At 66.9% G+C, this 19,011-nt stretch carries 14 protein-coding genes, 1 tRNA gene and 1 pseudogene; 8 read left to right on the top strand and 8 right to left on the bottom strand.

The window, feature by feature from the left end; genetic code table 11:
* Nucleotides 1–211: 211 nt before the first annotated feature.
* From ACTIGN_RS19295 to ACTIGN_RS19275, 5 genes are all read right to left on the bottom strand, one after another.
* Complete coding sequence (locus ACTIGN_RS19295) at nt 212–457, bottom strand: anti-sigma factor family protein (protein WP_439626785.1); 246 nt, start codon at nt 455–457, stop codon at nt 212–214.
* Nucleotides 454–1,020, bottom strand: coding sequence for an RNA polymerase sigma factor (locus tag ACTIGN_RS19290; RefSeq protein WP_439626783.1), 567 nt, complete (start codon nt 1,018–1,020; stop codon nt 454–456). Before ACTIGN_RS19290 ends, ACTIGN_RS19295 begins: the two co-directional genes overlap by 4 nt.
* Before the next feature lie 769 nt (nt 1,021–1,789).
* Nucleotides 1,790–2,122 carry a hypothetical protein gene (locus tag ACTIGN_RS19285; RefSeq protein WP_439626781.1) on the bottom strand — a complete coding sequence of 111 codons (333 nt, stop codon included), beginning with the start codon at nt 2,120–2,122 and terminating at the stop codon, nt 1,790–1,792.
* Entirely contained in the window at nt 2,119–3,165 is a 1,047-nt protein-coding gene (locus ACTIGN_RS19280) for a DUF1559 family PulG-like putative transporter (protein WP_439626779.1), read from the bottom strand. The genes ACTIGN_RS19285 and ACTIGN_RS19280 overlap by 4 nt, the downstream gene beginning before the upstream one ends.
* A gap of 526 nt (nt 3,166–3,691) precedes the next feature.
* Nucleotides 3,692–4,156 carry a hypothetical protein gene (locus tag ACTIGN_RS19275; protein ID WP_439626777.1) on the bottom strand — a complete coding sequence of 155 codons (465 nt, stop codon included), beginning with the start codon at nt 4,154–4,156 and terminating at the stop codon, nt 3,692–3,694.
* A 149-nt stretch (nt 4,157–4,305) separates the two neighbouring features.
* Here ACTIGN_RS19275 and fumC point away from each other — a divergent pair, with 149 nt between their 5' ends.
* The 7 genes from fumC to ACTIGN_RS19240 all read left to right on the top strand — a co-directional run bounded on the left by fumC (nt 4,306) and on the right by ACTIGN_RS19240 (nt 14,699).
* On the top strand, nt 4,306–5,841 hold the full coding sequence (gene fumC / locus ACTIGN_RS19270) for a class II fumarate hydratase (RefSeq protein ID WP_439626775.1): 1,536 nt from the start codon (nt 4,306–4,308) through the stop codon (nt 5,839–5,841).
* A 664-nt stretch (nt 5,842–6,505) separates the two neighbouring features.
* Nucleotides 6,506–7,426: a hypothetical protein gene (locus ACTIGN_RS19265; RefSeq protein ID WP_439626773.1), complete on the top strand. Its 921-nt coding sequence runs from the start codon at nt 6,506–6,508 to the stop codon at nt 7,424–7,426.
* 116 nt (nt 7,427–7,542) lie between these two features.
* The gene (locus ACTIGN_RS19260; RefSeq protein WP_439626771.1) at nt 7,543–8,445 is read left to right on the top strand and encodes a hypothetical protein; all 903 of its coding nucleotides are present in this window, start codon (nt 7,543–7,545) and stop codon (nt 8,443–8,445) included.
* Nucleotides 8,446–8,753: 308 nt separating this feature from the next.
* The gene (locus ACTIGN_RS19255) at nt 8,754–12,341 is read left to right on the top strand and encodes a hypothetical protein (RefSeq protein ID WP_439626769.1); all 3,588 of its coding nucleotides are present in this window, start codon (nt 8,754–8,756) and stop codon (nt 12,339–12,341) included.
* A 200-nt stretch (nt 12,342–12,541) separates the two neighbouring features.
* Complete coding sequence (locus ACTIGN_RS19250; protein WP_439626767.1) at nt 12,542–13,354, top strand: hypothetical protein; 813 nt, start codon at nt 12,542–12,544, stop codon at nt 13,352–13,354.
* 82 nt (nt 13,355–13,436) lie between these two features.
* On the top strand, nt 13,437–14,537 hold the full coding sequence (locus ACTIGN_RS19245) for a hypothetical protein (protein WP_439626765.1): 1,101 nt from the start codon (nt 13,437–13,439) through the stop codon (nt 14,535–14,537).
* A gap of 89 nt (nt 14,538–14,626) precedes the next feature.
* A tRNA-Ala gene (locus ACTIGN_RS19240) sits at nt 14,627–14,699 on the top strand.
* 316 nt (nt 14,700–15,015) lie between these two features.
* Here the strand turns inward: ACTIGN_RS19240 and ACTIGN_RS19235 are convergent.
* Nucleotides 15,016–15,795, bottom strand: a pseudogene (locus ACTIGN_RS19235) (tyrosine-type recombinase/integrase); the annotation flags it as partial.
* 40 nt (nt 15,796–15,835) lie between these two features.
* On the opposite strand from ACTIGN_RS19235, the gene ACTIGN_RS19230 reads away from it, so the two are divergent.
* The gene (locus tag ACTIGN_RS19230) at nt 15,836–16,156 is read left to right on the top strand and encodes a hypothetical protein (RefSeq protein WP_439626763.1); all 321 of its coding nucleotides are present in this window, start codon (nt 15,836–15,838) and stop codon (nt 16,154–16,156) included.
* A 173-nt stretch (nt 16,157–16,329) separates the two neighbouring features.
* Here the strand turns inward: ACTIGN_RS19230 and ACTIGN_RS19225 are convergent, their stop codons facing one another.
* Together ACTIGN_RS19225 and ACTIGN_RS19220 are read right to left on the bottom strand one after the other, a co-directional pair.
* Nucleotides 16,330–16,542, bottom strand: coding sequence for a helix-turn-helix domain-containing protein (locus ACTIGN_RS19225; RefSeq protein WP_439626761.1), 213 nt, complete (start codon nt 16,540–16,542; stop codon nt 16,330–16,332).
* A 567-nt stretch (nt 16,543–17,109) separates the two neighbouring features.
* On the bottom strand, nt 17,110–18,912 hold the full coding sequence (locus ACTIGN_RS19220; protein WP_439626759.1) for a DNA polymerase: 1,803 nt from the start codon (nt 18,910–18,912) through the stop codon (nt 17,110–17,112).
* Nucleotides 18,913–19,011 lie beyond the last annotated feature (99 nt).

The following is a 19,011-nucleotide window of genomic DNA, read 5'->3' as shown; positions in this document are numbered from 1 at the left end:
GAAGGTGGGAAAACTGGGTCAATACGGACCGCCCGTGCCGGTTGTGCGGCTCGGACCGCCGACCCGGGTCCGGTCCCTCATTCGTAACCGGACACCGGGACGGGAGTTGCTCGCCGGCGGGGCGTAGAAGGGGGCCGCCCGTGGGATAATCTGCCAGCCGACGAGGACAACCTGATGCCCGAGTGCCCTGGGAATCCACCTGGCAAGCCGCTCACCCCGCCGGCTTGTCGCCCTTGAGTTCCGGTTCGATCACCGCCCGGAGGCGGGCCTCGAACGCCGGCGGGAGTCCGCACTTCGGCAGCGCTCGGGCCACCCGCACCGTGTGCGAGTACGAGTGGACCAACACCCCGCAGTGGTCGCACCCGTTGATGTGGACCTCGACCGTGGTCCGGCTCTCGACGACGAGCGCGCCGCCGACGTAGTCGTGCAGTAACTGGTAGAGTTCTTCGCAGGTCACGGCGTCACCTTCCCCTCGAAGTGCGGTGCCAGGAGGTCGCGCATCCGGAGCCGGCCGCGGTGCAATCGGCTCTTCACGGCCGCCAGCGACAGGCCGAGCATGTCGCCGATCTCGGAGTTCGGCAGGCCCTCCACGTCGGCCAGGAGGTACACGTCGCGGAACGGCTCGGGCAGTTGCGCGATCGCCGCTTCAATCACCGCCGCCTGCTCGGTGGCCAGGGCGGTCTCCTCCGGGCCCACGTCCCACTTCCGGCCGGGCGTGACCGGGTCGCCCGAGCCCAGCAATTCGTCGTCGGTCTCGCCGGCCTCGTGCTTTTGGCGGTTCGCCCGCTTCTGTCGGTGCGCGAGGGCCGCGTTCACCGTGACGCGGTGCAGCCACGTCGCGATCTGGCTGTCGCCGCGGAACGTGTCCAATTTCCGAACCACTTGGAGGAGCACGTCTTGTGTCACGTCCTCGGCGTCCGCGTCGTTGCCGAGCATCCGGCGGGCGATGTTGTAGATGCGCGGCGCGTACTCGTGGAACACCAACTCGGGCGTCAGTTTCTCGGGCGGCGGATCGAACATGCGGCCCTCGCGGCGGGTTCGGACGGGCACCGTCCACGATACCGCGAAGGCCGTTGCGTGTCCGCAGGGACACGCCCTTTCCCGGTAAGATGGGGGCCGGCGGGGAAAGGATTCTCGCGGCGGCCCGTGCGGGCCGCCGCTCGGGTAGGGTCGCGGTGCAAGTCTGACCCCGATTCCATCTCAGCGCAGGTCGATCGAGAACGTGTTCGGACCGGGTTGGATGTCCGTGAATAAATCTGTCCTATCCGGTCGGGCATACTTCGCTGGACTACCGGACACCGCGGTAACAACAACCCGCATCTTTCCGGCCCGGGTAGGAGAGATGAAGTAACTCCCATCCTCGGCAAGGGTCGTATCGACCGCGTTCCCATCTTCGCCCACGAACGTCACTTTCCCGAGGGTGATCGGTTTCCCCTGGTACGTGATTTTTCCCGAGATCGTGGGCTCGTCGCGGACGCAGGTATGACCAGTATCAGAAAGGTGCGAAGAACGAGCTGGACGGTTTTCACCAGCCCGTTCCTCTGCTCACGCCGTTCTGTGGCGTGCTCGCGTTTCACCACGTCGTCGAACCGATGGCGTAACCGACGCGCCGGACGCTGCCGTCAACTATTCTTGGCGTCCCCTGGAGTGACACAAGTCGGCCATGAGGAAGATTCACTCGTGGCAGAGGATGGACAACACGACTACGCGAACCGATCCATTCGCGTGGGAACGCCCTCCGCGAATGGACCGGCCTGGTCGTTACTTTTCAACACGGCAACGATTGAACTCAGGGGATATCAATTGAGTACGCATTTTCCCCCGGTTTGATTTCGACCGTGAGGTCGGTAGTCTTCGGATCGCGATACTTGGCCGGAAGGTTCGACATTGAGGTAATCATGACACGCATTGTCCCGACACGGGCCGGCCGGATCAAGTACGTTCCATCTTCTGCCAAGATCGTGTTCAATCCATTGCCCTGCTCATCAACAAATGTCACCTGACCGAGCGCCGGAACCTTGCCCTGGTAAGTGATCTTGCCAGAAATGGAAGGCTCTGGCTGATGGCAGCCAATTGCCACAACGAGGAGGAGGCTCAGAATTATGGTTCGAAGGGATTTCACCAGTCGGTCCCCAGCACGGTGGAATTCTCAGGGGTACTCGCGTTCCACCACGTCGATGAAGTAATCGAATAGCTGACAAACCGGACGCTTCCGTCCATCAAAGAAACTGCCAGCCCACCCGAATGGGGGCCCGAGGATTTTCTTCCGTTGCAAGTGGCATTCGTCCGCCAGTCGCCGACGTTCCTGTTCGGGGAGGGTGCGCCGTTGAGCGGCCCCATCGAGCCCCAGCCGGACTGAACCGACGGAAACAAATTTTGTGAGTCGGTGAACCGAATGCCACTCGCGCCACCAAAATAGCCCCAGGCGTTTGAGGCGGCGAAGTAGTAGTCCCACTGGGGGATCATACAATTCGCCAACTTCTCGGTGAAGGCAATCGTGTTCGAGGTGCCATCCCCGAAGTCGGTATCCATTCGGCGAGTATCGCCTGGAACGATCATCAGCTGGTCGTTAGAGGCAAACCCTCCGTCCGACCTCCTCAGCTGATCCCGAATCCCCGGCGTCGTCGTCGCCAGTAACGAAGGGTTTGCTTCGACGGTGTATTTACTGAAGGCCGGTCCGTTCGCTCCATAACTCATCACCGCCCAGGGCTTGGCCGGAGTACCGGAGTTCGGTACCGTCGCCACCGCGCCGGCCGGATTGTACACTGCGACTCCACCATTGTAGGTGTAATCACTCGGACAGGCGTACACATTGATCGGGTTGAATGCTACTAACCGGCTATCGAAATCCCCAGTGGTCGTGCGAGCTTGGTTGTAAAGGGCGCTCTGTTCGAGGTATGGGAGAAGCCAAAAGAACACGGTATTGGTGTTTCCGGTCGCACCAAGAGGGCCAAAAATCGTGGGGAACTTTTGAGAGGCGTCATGGTAACCATGGAGGGCCAGCCCCATTTGCTTCAAGTTGTTCTGACACTTCATCAGTGCAGCGGACTCACGGACTTTCTGGACGGCCGGCAGAAGCAGGCCGATGAGGATTGCAATAATGGCAATCACCACGAGCAATTCGATCAAAGTGAACCCAAATCTCTCCGCAGTCTTCCGTTTCATGCAACCCCTCTCCTGTCGGAACCCTTGTGGCGATGAGCCGTAGTGGCTGCCCGCCACGTCGAATGAAAGACGTCCTGATCGGACCCGTACCGATGGTGGGCCCCAACCACGAGGGGCTGCCACCTACGGGCCTCGGCTACTTCCGGGAGAGGGGGAGAGGGGCGGAAGCAGTCGACGACCCATTGTCACGGTTTCAACGGGTCCTGATCCGCGGTTGTTGCACCGCGGAGGGAGAGAGCATCGAGTCTACCCTAACCTCAGAAATGACTGTTGTGGGGAAAATCAGTAACGAAATGGGGAAAGGGCGGCGCGAGGTGCGATCGGGACCTTGTGAAGTCCACGGGTCGCCGGGCGCCGCCCCGGGGGCCGGTCCCGAGGCGGATCGGGCCGCCCCCGGTTACTTGCGGCGTTGCGGCTGATCTCGGCGGTGGCATCCGAGAGTTCGATGAACGCGTTCCCGGCGTACGGACCGGCTCCGGGGCGTGGTGCGCCCCGGGGCTCGAGTGGGCCGCCCGGGGCGGGGTGGTCACGGCCGGGGCCTGGCGTGGGAGCGGATCAGCGAGATGATGTCGCCGACGGCCACGTCGATGTCGTCGAGCGCCTTGTCCTTCAGGCCGCCGAAGTCCGCCTTGGCCGCGCGCAGCTCGTCGCGGGCCTCGCGCAGGTCGGCCAGCGCGGCCCGCAGCCGGGGGTGGTCCGGGTACCGCTTGTAGTAGTCCGGGGTCCGCTCCACCCCGCGGAAGTTCTTCACGTCCTTGACGGCCAGGATCCCCTTGATGGAGTTGATCGCCTCCTGGGTCGACGCCAGAGCGCGGTCCTTCAGCGGGTTGGGGGCCTCGTCGGCGACGTCGGTCAGCGTGCCGCGGGCGTCGCGGAGTTCGTGCAGCGCGGCCCGCAGCCGCTGGTAGCTCGCCGGCTCCTGGGCGGTGGCGGCGGACGGCCCGGAAAGGGCGATGGCGACAAGGGCGGCGAGTCCGGCGTGGCGGGGCATGGGAACCTCGGGTTGGGACGGGGCGAGAGAAGAACCGGTGCGGGTGCGTGAAAATGCCGTGCCGCGACGGGCCGGCCCGCGTGGGCTTTCCCACCCCACATCTTACAATACCCGCCCGTTCCCCCACTCCCCACGCGCGAGGCGAGGCGATGCCCGAGTACCGCACCGAGACCGACAGCATGGGGCCGATCCGCGTGCCCGCCGACCGCTACTACGGCGCGCAGACCGCCCGGTCCCTCACCCACTTCGCCATCGGGGCCGACACGATGCCGAGGGCCGTCGTCCGGGCGTTCGGCACCCTCAAGAAGGCCGCCGCGCTCGTGAACCGCGACCTCGGGCTCCTCGCCGCCGACAAGGCCGACCTCATCGCGAAGGCGGCCGACGAGGTCATCAGCGGCACGCTCAACGACCACTTCCCCCTGCGGGTGTGGCAGACCGGGAGCGGCACCCAGTCGAACATGAACGTCAACGAGGTCATCTCGAACCGCGGGATCGAGATGGCCGGCGGCGTCATGGGCTCGAAGAAGCCGGTCCACCCGAACGACGACGTGAACATGTCGCAGTCGTCGAACGACACGTTCCCGACCGCCATGCACATCGCCGCCGTCGAGGAGATCACGCACCACCTGCTCCCGAGCGTGGCGGCGCTCCGCGACACGTTCGCGGCCAAGGCGAAGGAGTTCGCCGACATCGTGAAGATCGGCCGCACGCACTTGATGGACGCGGTGCCGCTGACGCTCGGCCAGGAGTTCGGCGGGTACGTCGCCCAGCTCGACCACGGCCTCGCCGCGGTCCGGGCGACGCTGCCGCACCTGTACGAACTCGCCCTCGGCGGCACGGCCGTTGGCACCGGTCTGAACGCGCACAAGGAGTTCGCCGACCGCGTGGCGAAGAAGATCGCCGAGTTGACCGGCCTGCCGTTCGTCACCGCCCCGAACAAGTTCCAGGCGCTCGCCGGGCACGAGCCGCTCGCGTTCGCCAGCGGGGCGCTCAAGGCGCTCGCCGCCGGCCTCATGAAGATCGCCAACGACGTCCGGTGGCTCGCGTCCGGCCCCCGGTGCGGGCTCGGCGAGTTGACCATCCCCGAGAACGAGCCCGGGTCGTCGATCATGCCCGGGAAGGTGAACCCGACGCAGTCCGAGGCGATGACGATGGTGTGCGTGCAGGTGCTGGCCAACGACGTCGCCGTCGGCATCGCCGCGAGCCAGGGGAACTTCGAGCTGAACGTGTTCAAGCCGGTGCTGATCCACAACTTCCTGCACTCGGTGCGGCTCCTCACCGACGCCTGCCGCAGCTTCCGCGAGCACTGCGCCGCCGACATGCCCGAGACCGACTACGAGGCGCTCGAGTACCACGTCGGCTCCGACACGGGGATGGTCGAGGTCGATCACACCCGGGTCAGGCCGAAGGCCGGGGGGAAGGTGCGGCCGGGCATCGAGGCGAACCGCAAGGCCATCGCCCGCATTCTCAACGAGTCGCTGATGCTCGTGACGGCGCTGAACCGGCACATCGGGTACGATGCGGCCGCGAAGATCGCCAAGACGGCGCACCACAACGGCACGACGCTCCGCGAAGAAGCCGTGAAACTCGCCCCGCCCCTGAAGGACGGCAGCGGCGTGCTCACCGGCGAGAAGTTCGATCAGATCGTGCGGCCCGAGAAGATGTGCGGACCCGGGACCGATTGACGGAAATTCGGAACGTGGAGCGCGGAACTCGGAATGGAAGCCGGGATGAGCGGTCGGGGCGAGGACTTGGTAGTTGTTGCGTGATTCCGCGTTCCGAAATCCGCACTCCGAATTCAGCAAAAACGTCCGGTGGTGCGGGGACACCACCGGACGGCAAGATCGTACCTCGCGCAGGCACAACCGATATCAAGTGTAATCCATCGTCCGGACCGGTTCAACTACGGCGCGAAGTTTTCTCGGACCGCCTCGATCGCCGACTTCTATTGCGAACCCCCACCCCGTGGATCGTGTCCGGCGAACTCGTTTCCGAACCCGTCAAACCAGCCCGGGACCGTCATTCTGATAGGAGTTTGTCCGGACTTTTAGTCCGTTCCGCCGCATCGCTTCGTCGGCGCAACCCAATGAAATAAGAAATGTTGCGCGTTCTGATACAAATTTGTCCGCAAGAATTATGTTGATTCGCGAAAAGTTGCGATTCACCGGGGAGGGGTGGCGCGGCGGTGCGGAACGAATGCGATGCCGCCGCGTTCGGTCCCCGAACGGTTCACCCGCGACGAAAATCGCCTCCGGTCCCATCCGTCCGGGTCCGGGCCTCGTCATAGGTGGATCGGAACCCGCCGATACTTCTCTCAACATTCCAACCGTTGTTCATCCGGAGGTTTTCATGCGGACGTTCCTGCGCGCCGCGGTGCCCGTCGCTGCCCTCGTCGCCGTTGTCGGTGCCGACGCCTCGGCCGCGAGGTTAATGATGGCCCCGAGCCCGCCCGGAGCACGGGCGATCTCGGCCGACGTCGTGATCGTCGGCAAGGTCGTCGGGTTCGCGAAGGAGCCGGTTCAGGCCGCGTCGCCGTTCCGCGGGGCCAAGGACATGGTCGCGTACCAGGTCGCCACGGTGAAGGTCGAGACCGGCCTCGTCGGGGCCGAGAAGTTCAAGGAGATCAAGGTCGGCACGGTCCTCCCGCCCAAGATCGATCCGAACGCGAACCCGAAGCTCCCGCGGATCGGCGGCGGCCCGCGGGGCCGGTTCGGCGCCGAACTGAAGGAGGGCCAGGAGCTGATCCTGTTCCTGGTGAAGCACCCGACCGCCGACTTCTACATCATCCCGGGGGTGGCGCTCCCGATCGACATGAAGGGCGAGCAGGCCAAGAAGGACCTGGAGGCGGTGAAGGGGGTCGCGGCGGTGCTGGCGGACCCGGCGAAGGCGCTGAAGGCCGACAAGCCCGAGGCCCGCGCCGAGGCCGCCACGGTCATCGTGATGAAGTACCGTGCGTACCCGGCCCTGGGTGGCGAGGTCGATCAGGCCGCGATCCCCGCCGACGAGAGCAAGGCCCTCCTCAAGGCGCTCGGCGAGGGCGACTGGAGCATGACGAACCGGCGGTTCGACGCGCCGCCGAGCCCGCTGCAGGCGTTCCAGTCGCTGGGGCTGACGCCGAAGGACGGGTGGGTCGAGCCGGTGATCGTGGCCGCCCCGGGCGCCCCGCCGGTGGACTACGGCGCGGTCCAGAGGGACGCGTTCCTGAAGTGGCTCGACGGCCCGGGCCGGGACTACCTCATCAAGAAGAACGCCCCCAAGCTGATGAAGTGATTCGCGTTTCCCGAAGGCGGGGCGGCCGCGAACGGCCGCCCCGCTGCGGCCACCTCTCCGAACCGTCCCGACGGTCACGCCCGCGTCCCATTCATTGACTTTCCACTGAGGTATTCATGCGATTCGCTTCCGTCGCGGCGGCCGTTGCCGCCGTTGCACTGGTCCCTACGACGTCCGCGGCCGCACGCAAGGTCGCCGCGCCGCTGCCGCCGGCGCAGCGGGCGATCATGGTCGACACCGTCGTCGTCGGCAAGGTCGTCGGGTTCGAGAAGAACCTCGTCCAGGCCGCGTCGCCGTACGCGGGGGCCGCGGACAAGGTCGGGTATCAGATCGCCACGATCAAGGTGGAGACCGGCCTGGTCGGGTCCGAGAAGCTGAAGGAGATCAAGCTCGGCTTCGTCCCGCCCCCGAAGGCCGACCCGAACGGCGGCCCCCCGGTCCGCGGCGGGCGCGGCCGGTTCGGCTTCGTGCCCACCGAGGGCCAGGAGCTGATCCTGTTCCTGGTGAAGCATCCGACCGCCGACTTCTACATCATCCCGGGGATGGCGATGCCGGTGGACCTCAAGGGCGAAGAGGCCAAGGAGGCGCTGGCATCGGTGAAGGCCGTTGCGGCGGTGCTGGCGGACCCGGCGAAGGCGCTGAAGGCCGACAAGCCCGAGGCCCGCGCCGAGGCGGCGACCGCGATCGTGCTCAAGTACCGCGCGTACCCGGCCCTGGGCGGCGAGGTCGATCTGGCCGCGATCCCCGCCGACGAGAGCAAGGCGCTCCTCAAGGCGCTCGGCGAGGGCGACTGGGCGACCAACAACCGCCGCTACGACGCGCCGCCGAGCCCGCTGCAGGCGTTCCAGTCGCTGGGGCTGACGGCGAAGGACGGGTGGGTCGAGCCGGTGATCGTGGCCGCCCCGGGCGCGCCCCCGGTGGACTACGGCGCGGTCCAGAGGGACGCGTTCCTCAAGTGGCTCGACGGCCCAGGCCGGGACTACCAAATCAAGAAGAACGCCCCCAAGCCGATGAGGTGACCGGGCGAATCGACGAGCGCTCGCCGCGAGTCGGTTACTGGCGGCGTGCGGTCCCGGGCCACGCGCCGTCTGCTTTCTGCACACCACAACGTGCGTACCGGCCGGCGTTGCTCACATTTCCCACAGTTGGACGCGCACCTCTCGTCCCGCCACAACATTCCGGCGGTGATCGCTCGCGTACCCTCTTGACGGCCCGGATCGCCCCGTCAGAATCATAAGCTGGAACCCAGCAGTCGATTCAGCCGTCCAACACTCGGTGCCCGTCACCGTTCCGATTCGATTCCCCTCGTCGCCCCGGGAGCATCATCATGTCGTCCCGTCCGTGGATCGTCGCCGCCCTCATCCTGTTCGGCACGGCCGGGCCGGCCGCGGCCCAGGCCCCCTCGCCGCTCGACCTCGTCGGCGGCATCCGCGAGGCCGGCCTCGCCGACCTCGCCCTCGAGTACCTCCGCGAGATCGAGCCCAAGCTCAACACCGCGGACAAGCAGGTGCTGCCGCTGGAGCGGGCCAAGTGCCTGCTGGAGGCGTCCGAGGAGGAGCCCGACGAGGGCACCCGCACCAGCATGGTGAACGAGGCCAAGGTCGCCTTCGACAACTTCCTGTCGACGGCCGCCAACCACCCCCGCGCCGCCGAGGCGTCGATGGCCCTGGCCCGGCTCACCTCGGTCGAGGCGAAGTCGCAGTTGAACCGCGCCCGGCGGATGGACGTCCCCGCGAGGGACGACGCGGGCTACGACGCGGCGATCCAGAAGCAGAAGGCCGAAATGGCCAAGGCCCGGCCGCTGTTCCTCCTCGCGTCCAAGCGGTTCGCCGACGCCGCGACCCAGATGAAGGCCCGGCTCGACTCGCTCCCGCCCAACGACCCGGCCCGCACCGCCCTCGCCCGGGAGTCGTTTGACGCCGACCTCGCGGCCGCCATCAACGAGTACTACCTCGCCGAGACCGCGCTCGCGACCGGGGCACAGGGGGTCGTCGAGCGGGACAAGTTCCTCGAGGCCGCCCGGAAGAAGTTCGAGGACCTCGCGAAGGGGTCGCCGACCAGCCGCACCGTGTGGATCGCCCGGGCCTGGATGGCCGAGGTGCTCGCCGACCAGGGGAAGCCGAACGACGCCAAGACCGAGTTCGCCGCCATCCTCGCCGCCCCGCGGGCCGAGGCCGAGGAGGGGAAGCGGCTCGCCCGGTTCTTCCAGATCCGCCGCGAGTACCTCGACGCCCTCACCGAGAACAACCCGACCAAGCTCGGGGCCGTCGAGCAGCTGCTCAAGAGCTGGCTGTTCCGGTACGGCAACACGCAGAAGCCGCCGGCCGAGGTCATCGCCGCCCGGTACTACCTCGCGTTCGCCCTCCAGCGGCAGGGCACCATCACGATCCTGAAGAACCCCGGCGGCAAGCTCCCGGACAGCGTGAAGGGCCAGTTCGAGGCGGCCGAGAAGCTGTACCGCGGGCTGAGCCAGTCGGACCACGACTACACCGACCGGTCGGCCAAGAACCGCATGTTCGTCGTCCGCCGGCTGCTCGGCGAGGCCGACAAGCCCGCGAGCGAGTACGTGAACTTCGAGTCGGCCCAGATGGCCGCGCTCATCCAGATGGCGAAGCTCAACGACATGGAGAAGTCCCTGGCCGGCGCGGCCGAGCTCCGCGAGGCGGCCGAGGAGATGCCGTTCTGGGCCGGGCTCCGGGCGCTCGGCAACGTCCGCCGCGTCGAGGAGGACGCCAAGGACCGCAAGGTCCGCGTCGTCGCGCTCCTGGAGCGGGCCCGCGAGCTGGCGACCGAGCGGGACAACCCGGCCGACGTGACCGACAACCTGATCCGGCTCGTGTACTTCTACACGAACTCGGACCAGCCGCACCAGGCCGCGGTCCTGGGCGAGCACATCGCCCGCACGAGCCGGACCACCGGCGGCAAGGCGGCCCTCGCCGGCCTGATGGCCCTCAACGGGTACTCCATCTCGATGGGCAAGGTCAACCGCGACGCCCAGCGGGGCGTGGCGGCCCAGCCCGAGAAGGCCGACGAGATCAACGCCGCGGCCGCGGCCGCGACCCGGGCCGACCGCGAGCGGGCCATCGAGGTCGCGCGGCTCCTCGACCAGAAGTTCCCGAACGACTCCGCGACCGACAGCGCCCGGCACCGCCTCGCGTTCCTCCTCCGGGACGAGGGCAAGATCGACCAGGCGTTCCAGGCGGTCGTGAAGATCCGCTCCGGGTACTCCGCCCTGCTGGCCGCCCGCCAGTTCGAGGGCGCGCTCGCCAGCGCCCTGATCAACCCGAAGGAGAAGGAGGGCGAGCTCCCCAAGGACAAGAAGAAGGCGATCTACCGCCAGGCCATCACCGACCTGTCGAAGGTCGCCAAGCCCCCGCTGGCGGCGAGCAAGGACGACGTGCAGGGGTGGGTCGCGTGCCGGCTCCGGCTCGCGTTCCTGTTCCTGACCCAGAACCGGGCCGACGACGAGACCGAGAAGACCGCCCCGGGGTACGACCGGGCGCTCGGCGTGGCCGACGAACTGGTCGCGGCGATCCCGGCGTTCAACGCCTGCCAGGACAAGGACAAGAAGCTGACGGTCGACGGGATGGAGTTCTCGTTCCAGGCGAACGACCTGCACACCCGGGCGCTGTACCTGCGGGCCAAGAGCCTCGTCGACGACGGGAAGTTCGACGACGCCGCCGGCATCGTCACCGCCGCCGCCGGGGAGATCTCGAAGCCGCTCTTCGACGAGCGGATGAACAAGTGGCGGGACGGGAGCGGCGACCCGGGCGACCCCGAGGCGGTCGGCAAGCAGAAGGCCCAGATCGCCGGCCTGGCCCAGAGCATCGACAAGGTCCGCCGCGACATCGTGATGGTCGGGTTCAAGATCCGCTGCCTCCAGGGCAAGAAGGAGGAGGCGGCCAAGATGCTGGAGACCCTCAAGGCCGCCGGCGGCGGCGTCGAGACCAACCTCCAGGCGCTCATGCTGATGGCCCAGGAACTGTCGGCCCAGTTGAAGACCCTCAAAAAGGACGGCAAGGCCAAGGAGGCGGCCGACCTCGGGGCCGGCCTGACCCTGCTCCTGAGCGAGTTCACCAGCGTCAAGGAACTGGCCCCCTCGACCATCCTCTTCCTGGGCGACACGCTCTCCACCATCGGCGAGTGGGAAAAGGCGGCCGATGCGTTCCGCAAGATCCCGCAGCCGAGTCTGGACGGCAAGCCCATCCCGGGCTGGCAGACGCGAAAGATCGACGACTTCCCCGCCGAGAACCGGGCCGAAATCAGCAAGCAGATCGCGACGTACCGGTACGCCCAGCTCGGTACCGCCAAGGCCCTCCGCGGGGCCGGCAAGTTCCCGGAGGCCGAGAAGCTCCTGACCGAGGCGATCGGCGACAACACCAAGCAGGGGTTCGCCTTCGGCAGCCTCGACTTCCGCAAGGAACTGGCCACGCTCTATGAGACCAAGGCCGCGACCCTCACCGGCAAGCCGGCCAACGACGAGTGGGGCAAGTCTCTCAAGGAGTGGAGCACCCTGTTCCAGTTCGCCCAGAACGGCCTCAAGCAGATCAATCCGAATACTCCGCAAGAGGTAGTCAGGAAGCTCAAGAGCACGTTCCTCGACTCGTACTTCGAGATCCAGCGCGTCCTCGTGACTGCCAACCAGGCACTCATCAAGGACCCGGCGAAGCTCGACGCCAGCTTCGAGAAGGTGGGCACGCAGATCTTCAACGTCGAGAACCTGCACAAGTTCAACGACGTCAAGCAGGTTCCCAACGCGGCAGGAAAAATGGTCCCGATCAAGGTCGGCACCGAGATCATCACCCCCGAGGTGTGGACCCGGTACTGCGACCTGCTCGACAAGAACCCGAAGCTGAAGGCCGCGTACCAGAAGGCCGGCGGCAAGTTCTTCCTGGAGCGGCCGAAGGACGACTGACGCGCGACCGGTGTGCGGGGCGGGGGGCGGCGGTCTCCTGGGCGAACAACCCGGGGGCCACCACCCCCCGTCCCACGGCTTTTGGAACGCATCGGTTTGCGAAACGGAAGTCCAGGGGTTTGGACCCTCGTCGAAAGATGGCAACCCACCCGGACCCGAGATCCGACTCTCATCCGAGGAACGCTCCGATGATCCGGCCGGTGGCTCGCGGTCTCCTGGTTTTCGTCGGCCTGACAGCGCCCGTTGAAGCGGGTGCCGGTCAGCAACCGGCACCCGCCGACCCCGCACAGCTCGGCGTTGCCAAGGCGCTCCGCGAAGACGGCAAGCTCGACGAGGCCGAGAAGCTCCTCACGGATGCAATCGGCGCGAACAACCAACCGGGGCCGGCCTTCGGCAACTTGGCGTTCCGCAAGGAACTGGCCACGCTCTACGAGACCAAGGCCGCGACGCTGACCGGCAAGGCGGCCAACGACGAGTGGGGCAAGTCGCTCAAGGAGTGGACCACCCTGTTCCAGTACGCACAGCGCGATCTGAAGCAGATCACGCCCGACACCCCGCCGGAAAAGGTCAAGCACCTCAAGAGTGCCTTCCATGATTCGTACTTCGAGGTCCAGCGGGTGCTGATCACCGCCAACCAGTCGCTGATAAAGGATCCGGCGAAGCTCGACGCCAGCTTCGAGAAGGCGGGGACCAACATCTTCAACCTTGAGAACCTGCACAAGTTCAACGACGTCAAGAAGGTGGACGGCCAAGACGGGAAAATGGTCCCGATCAAGGTTGGGACCGAGGTCATCACCCCCGAGGTGTGGGGCCGGTACTGCGACCTGCTCGACAAGAACCCGAAGCTGAAGGCCGCGTACCGGAAGGCGGGCGGCAAGTTCTTCCTCGAGCGGCCTCCGACGAATGACGCGCGGCCGGTGAGCGAGGCGGGGCCGGTGGTCTCGTGGGCGTGCAACCCGGTGGTGGTCGCCCCCGCCACGCAGTGCTTCGCACGCACCGGTCGACGAAAGTAGTTCCGGGGGCTTGGCCCCCCGCCCGAAACATGGCAACATACCGGAACCCGAGTTCCGACTCTCTCATCCAAGGAACGCTCCAATGATTCGGCTGGTGGCGCGCGGTCTCGTCGTTCTCGTCGGCATCACACTGTTCCTCGAGTCGGTCGCCGGGCGGCAGCCGGTGACGGCCCCGGACAAGATCTCGGTCCGCGACAAGAAGGACGGCTCGATCAAGAACTACGAGGGGACGCTCGTGTTCGCCCCGGCCGGGCTGCAGGTCGTCGGGCCGGACAAGAAGACGCTCGCCGTCGTCTCCCCGTCGGACGTCGTCAAGGTGGTGCCGGGCGAGATGGCGGGGGTGGACCGGGGCGAGGTGCTGCGGCTCGTGGGGCTGGAGGACAAAAAGACCAAGGCCGACTACGCCGCGGCCCGGCTCGGGTACGTGGACCTGAAGAAGAAGGCCGGGGCCGCGCCCGCGGGGTCGAAGAAGTACCTCGACTTCAAGCTCTCGCTCATGGCCAGCCGCATCGCCGACGAGGCCGCGTACGACGAGGACTGGTCGAAGCTCGGGGCCGAGGCGGCCGACAACTGGGGCGGGTTCGTCAACGACTACAAGACCGGGTACGAGGCGTGGTACGCGACCCGTGCCGCGGCCCGGATCTACACCGAGATGAACAAGTTCAACGACGTGGCCCGGACCTGGAAGCCGATGACCAAGAAGGACTCCGGGCTCCCGGCCGACCTGCTCCTGGAGGCCCAGATGCAGGAGATCGACGCGCAGATCCGCACCCGGACCGGGGCCGCCGCGGCGCAGGTGGCCGCGGCCGACCTGCTGAAGACCGCCCCGGCCGGCCCGGCCAAGGAGAAGCTGGCCGTCTACGAGGCGGCCGCGAAGGCGATCGCCGGCGGCGACTCGCTCGCCGGGGTGAAGCCGATCGAGGCCGTGATCGCCGCGACGAAGGACCCGACCGTGCGGGCCGTCGCGTTCGGCATGCTCGGCGAGATCTACCTGACGGCCGCGCCGCCGAAGCCGCGGGACGCGATGTGGGCGTTCCTGTGGGTCGAGACCGTGTACACCGCGGACAAGGACGAGGTGTTCAAGGCGATGTGCCGGCTCGCGGAGGTGTTCAAGAGCCAGCAGGACGACGACCGCGTGCGGCTGTACCACGACAAGCTGCGCCGCGCCCGCTCGAACTTCTGACCCCGGACCGCGGCCGCTCGGGGCGGCGCACCCGGTCGCCCCGAACTTCCCCTTGCCCGCGGCCGCCGGCCTCTTATCATGACGTCACCGGGGCGGTAGCTCAGTTGGTAGAGCGCTTCGTTCGCAACGAAGAGGTCAGGGGTTCGACTCCCCTTCGCTCCACTTCACGACCCTCGGTGACAGCAAGTGTCACCGGGGGTTTTTCGTTGACTTCCAGGCTCATTTCCTGGCCCTTTGGGGGCGACAACTCAAACTCGTTTGGTAGTGCTTGAGTGCCGGCAAGTGCCCCAGAACGCCCCTGGTTGTACCCAGTTGGTGCAACCGTTGGTGCAACCCAACTCGGTGCCAGGTGTGAGCGGCCGTCGGTTCCCGTTGTGACGCCCGCCCCCGCCTCGGGTGAACGTCCCCCGTCCGAAAGGGGAAGGGCCGGCAGCCTCTCGACCGCCCCGCGAACGTCGAGCAGTCGTGGGTCCGTGTACACGCCCATCGTCAGCTTGATGTCGGAGTGTCGCATCGCGGCCTGGGCTGTCCGGGGTGCGGTCCCCGTCTTGCTCAGCAGCGTCCCGAACGTCGTCCGCATGGCGTGAACGTCCACCGTCCGCCCCCGATCGTCCCGCTTTGGGATCCCCGCGGCCTTCAGGTCGCGGTCGAGGATGCGGAGCAGCCCCGCCGGCACGTCGAACACCGGGGCGTCTCCTGGAGCCCGCAGCGGGATCGGCTCGCACGCGGCCTTCGCGGCCTCCTGCAATTCCTTCAACTTGTGGTCGAGCCACCCCCGGAGGTCGGCGGCGAGGTCGTCGCGGATGGCGACCGCGTTGCCCTCTCCACTCTTCTCGTCCGCGGCGTCGAGTTGCAGGAAGGCGCGTCCCGGGGCCAGGTCGAGTTGTGCCGCGGTCAGGGTTCGCAACTCGTTCGCCCGGAGTCCGGTGAGCACCAGCGTCTTGTAGATCAGCGCACGCTCCCGGCCGACGGCCTGCAACCGGGTAACGGTGTCGTCCCGCAGCTCGGCCAGCGCCTCGCCCTTCCGCACGCCGCGGCGAACGGTCCGTGCGTCGGTCAGGGGGCGGGCCGCGGCCACGGCGAGTACGCGCCTCAGCTCGTCTTCGGTGAGCGCCCGGCGCTGGCGTCGGGGGTCGGCTTTCGGGTCGGCCTTCGGGAGCCGGTCGAGGTCGTGGCCGAGCAACCGGCCCGTTGCGACGCACCAGTTGGCGAAGGTGACCACCGACTGCCGGTAGTAATTTCTGGCGCTCGCCGACATCTGTTCGTCCGGTGCCATCCGTGCCGCCAACCAAGCCACGATGGTCTCGCGACTGAACTGTGCCGGGGTCGCGAAGCCGCACTCCTTTGCGATCCGGCGAACGCCCCGCAGCGTGTTCGCGCGGTACACGTCCGACACCTCCGCGGCGATCAGCGAGCGCTCGTACGCGATCAAGTGTTCCTCTAGTGGGACGGTCGCCTGCCGGGCCGCGTCGAGTGCCTTCCGGTCGAGGGTGCCGGCCCTCACCTGCTCGACTTCGCGCTCCCACTTCTTCAACAGTTGCTCGGCGGCCTGCCGGTCGCGGCACCCGGTCGGCTTCGTGACCACGATCCCGCCCGCGTCCCGGAACTTGGCGAAGTAGGTGCCGGACTCGGTCACGATCCGGTCCCCACCGCTCTTGCCCCGGGTGAGGGGCGCGGTGCGGAGCTTCCCGCGGACACGCCACTTGGCGACGCGCTGCCCGGCCTTTTCGGTGACCTCCGCGCCGGCCGGAACCGGGCGGGTCGTCTGCTTCTTAAACACGGTGCCCATCGGTCACCCCTTCGGGCTCTTTTTGCTCGGCTTCTTCACGGTCGGGGTCAGCGTCAGCCCCAGGTACGCGGCCAGCTTGTCCGCAAAATCGAGCCGCAGGGAGCGCTCGCCGCGAACGAATCTTGAGATACTCGCACGCTGTACACCGGTTTCTTCTTCGATCCGTTGCAGCGGCAGTCCACTGTCGAGGATGGCTTGTCGCAGAATGTCCGACATCGGGTTCTCGGTCGCCATCGTGTCAATTGTCACAGACGACGTGCCCGATCACAAGTCCGTTAGTCCTGGAGATTCGCTGATGAGGGTTCCGCCGAACCGCCCGGCGCGTCGGCGAGAGTCACCAGGGGGGGGCGGCCGCACCGGTGCTCCACGGAAACCAGAATCGCTCCTTCCAACGACCGCAATGCACGTCGAGCGGTGCCACGCGGCATCCGCAACGCGGACAAGTTCAGCGGTACCGTACGTTCGTTGCGGCACCCGGCTTCCCGCCAGACGACCAACCCGACCGCCAGCGCCTTCCCCGGGAGTGCTGACGCGGCCTCGATCCATTGCCACGGGATCGGCCCTTTGAGGAACTTCTCGCCGGCCTTGTGTCGGGGCGAGCGCTTCTCCGTCCTGGTCGGAATGTCGCTGGGGAGCGATTCAAGGTGCGTGGCGTTGAAGGGATCGAACACGGCATCACCCAATACGGGAAGAGAAGACAGACCCAACTAGACTGAAATAAGACTAGGCGGGTGTACCACGGGTGGCGCAAGTGGTGTACCACGGATGGTACAGGTGGGTGCGTCACAAGTGGCACAGGCCCGCCGGTTCGAGGTCGGCGAGAATCCGCTGTACGACCGCCCACATTCGTTCGCCGCGCGGGTCCGAGTACCGGTCGGGGTGGCGCACGATCTTCGCCTCGGTCTTCAACGGAAAACCCGGTAGCACCCACTCGGAGGCTCGTTGCATTGCGTCCTGCATCCGCGCGGTTTCGGCGTCGATGTCCTCGGTGCTGGCCTCGATCAGAAACGCATCGTGGACCGGGCAACACACAGTGATCCCGCTTTCGGTCGCGAGACACGCCGCGAGCCGCATCATTTCGGCACCGTTCCCCTGCATCGGGAAGTTCCTCAGCGACCGCGGGTTGACGTTCGCCCCGACGCGAACCGTCCAACCGAAGACCGTGCTCAGTTCGCCGGTGAGGATCGCGCGTTCCTCGATCGCATCCGACCATTCCCAGAACCGCCTGAACGTGCGCTGGTGGAGCCCGAGCAGTTCCCGCCCCCGGCGAACCGGGACGCCGAGCTTGCGGGCCAAGCCGTCGGCGCTCAGGCCGTACAGCACACCGAGCGCCACCGTCTTGAATTGGTCGCGTTCCTGCCCGTGCGTCTTCTTCGTCGCGCTCGGCGGCACTGCGCCGGCCAACCTCGCGAACGTCAGGTAGAAGTCGCCCGACGTGTACGCCTCCATCATCTTCGGGTCGCGGGAAAGCGCCGCGGCGATGGCGAGTTCCTGTTGTGACCAATCGACGTAGGCCAGCGCTCGTCCGGGCTCCGGCCGGATCAGGGAGCGCAACCACGCGCTCGGTCCGAACACGAATCGGGAGTTTGACGGCTGGTTGCGTCCAGTCCGTGACCGGAACACCGACAAGAGCGTTCGATTCCTGCCGTCGCTCCCGACCGCGAGATCGTTCAGCCGCATCTGCCCGAGCGTGTGCCGCAACTCACGCATCGGCCCGACCTGCGCCGGGTACGACTTCGCCAGCTCGCGAAACGTCTCGTCGTCGAGTGCGAGCGCTCCGCTCGGGAGCCGCGGCCACGGGATACGCGTTCGGCTGAGGTACGCGGCCCACCGTTCCGCTGAGAAGGTCACCGGGCTGTCGAAGGGCACGCGCCCCCTTGAGCCGACCATCTCGGTGTCGAGAACCGCAGCGCCCGATCGCGATGCGGGATCGGGCCGTCGGCCGGTGGGGACGAACACGTTGTAATCCCGGTCGATCTCCTGCACCAACCGGCACTTGATCCTGTCCCAGTTCGCACCAAGGCTGCGGAGGGTGGGAACGTCGATTGGGACACCGTTCGCTTCCATCCGGGCGACTGCCGCCATGTAGCGGCCGCGAAGCAGCGCACGGGGTAGATCGAGGTGCGGCACCATCCGCGGCAGCAACCACGTGAGAGAATCGACGTCCGATTGACAGTAATCGAGCAGCGCGTTGCGCTCGGTGTCGGCGTACTCGCCCCCGCGCATGGCAAGCGATCGCATGGCGTCCTTTTCGGCGGCGTCGAGGGCGTCCAATCCGAAATAGGCGAGCGCCCCGAGCAACCCGTTGCCGTGCGGGGCCGGGCACCCGTTGGTGAGGTTTCGGAACTCGGTGAACAGGTCGAGAACCCGGACGGGGAGCGGCCAGTTCAAAGCCAGATGGCATCCCAGTTCAGCAGACGCGTAGTACGCGACGAACAGCTCATCGGGACCGGCCGAGTACTGCGGCATCGGGGGCGGATGGTCCGTGAGCCAGACGCGAACGAGCCGGCCCGACCGGAGCCCCCGTGCAACGACGCACAGGGGTTCCGGCCGGTGCCCGTCCGGCGCGCGGAACTCGAAGTCCACGCACCAGATTTCGCGAAAGCAGCCGAGTGCTTCCACGGGTTAGACCCAATGCCCTTCAGTTAAGCGGAAAGCCGGTGCCTCCTTGGTATTGTGGGGTTG

The organism is Gemmata sp., from assembly GCF_051859125.1.
Classification (GTDB): domain Bacteria; phylum Planctomycetota; class Planctomycetia; order Gemmatales; family Gemmataceae; genus Gemmata.
This window is presented reverse-complemented; position numbering and strand designations above follow the sequence as displayed.

Bases quoted from the DNA above. Each gene is read 5' to 3' on its own strand.
- ACTIGN_RS19275 (WP_439626777.1), bottom strand. From the start codon at position 4,156: ATGCCCCGCCACGCCGGACTCGCCGCCCTTGTCGCCATCGCCCTTTCC.
- ACTIGN_RS19290 (WP_439626783.1), bottom strand. From the start codon at position 1,020: ATGTTCGATCCGCCGCCCGAGAAACTGACGCCCGAGTTGGTGTTCCAC.
- ACTIGN_RS19245 (WP_439626765.1), top strand. From the start codon at position 13,437: ATGATTCGGCTGGTGGCGCGCGGTCTCGTCGTTCTCGTCGGCATCACA.
- fumC (WP_439626775.1), top strand. From the start codon at position 4,306: ATGCCCGAGTACCGCACCGAGACCGACAGCATGGGGCCGATCCGCGTG.
- ACTIGN_RS19280 (WP_439626779.1), bottom strand. From the start codon at position 3,165: ATGAAACGGAAGACTGCGGAGAGATTTGGGTTCACTTTGATCGAATTG.
- ACTIGN_RS19230 (WP_439626763.1), top strand. From the start codon at position 15,836: ATGGTCTCGCGACTGAACTGTGCCGGGGTCGCGAAGCCGCACTCCTTT.
- ACTIGN_RS19260 (WP_439626771.1), top strand. From the start codon at position 7,543: ATGCGATTCGCTTCCGTCGCGGCGGCCGTTGCCGCCGTTGCACTGGTC.
- ACTIGN_RS19255 (WP_439626769.1), top strand. From the start codon at position 8,754: ATGTCGTCCCGTCCGTGGATCGTCGCCGCCCTCATCCTGTTCGGCACG.
- ACTIGN_RS19225 (WP_439626761.1), bottom strand. From the start codon at position 16,542: ATGTCGGACATTCTGCGACAAGCCATCCTCGACAGTGGACTGCCGCTG.
- ACTIGN_RS19265 (WP_439626773.1), top strand. From the start codon at position 6,506: ATGCGGACGTTCCTGCGCGCCGCGGTGCCCGTCGCTGCCCTCGTCGCC.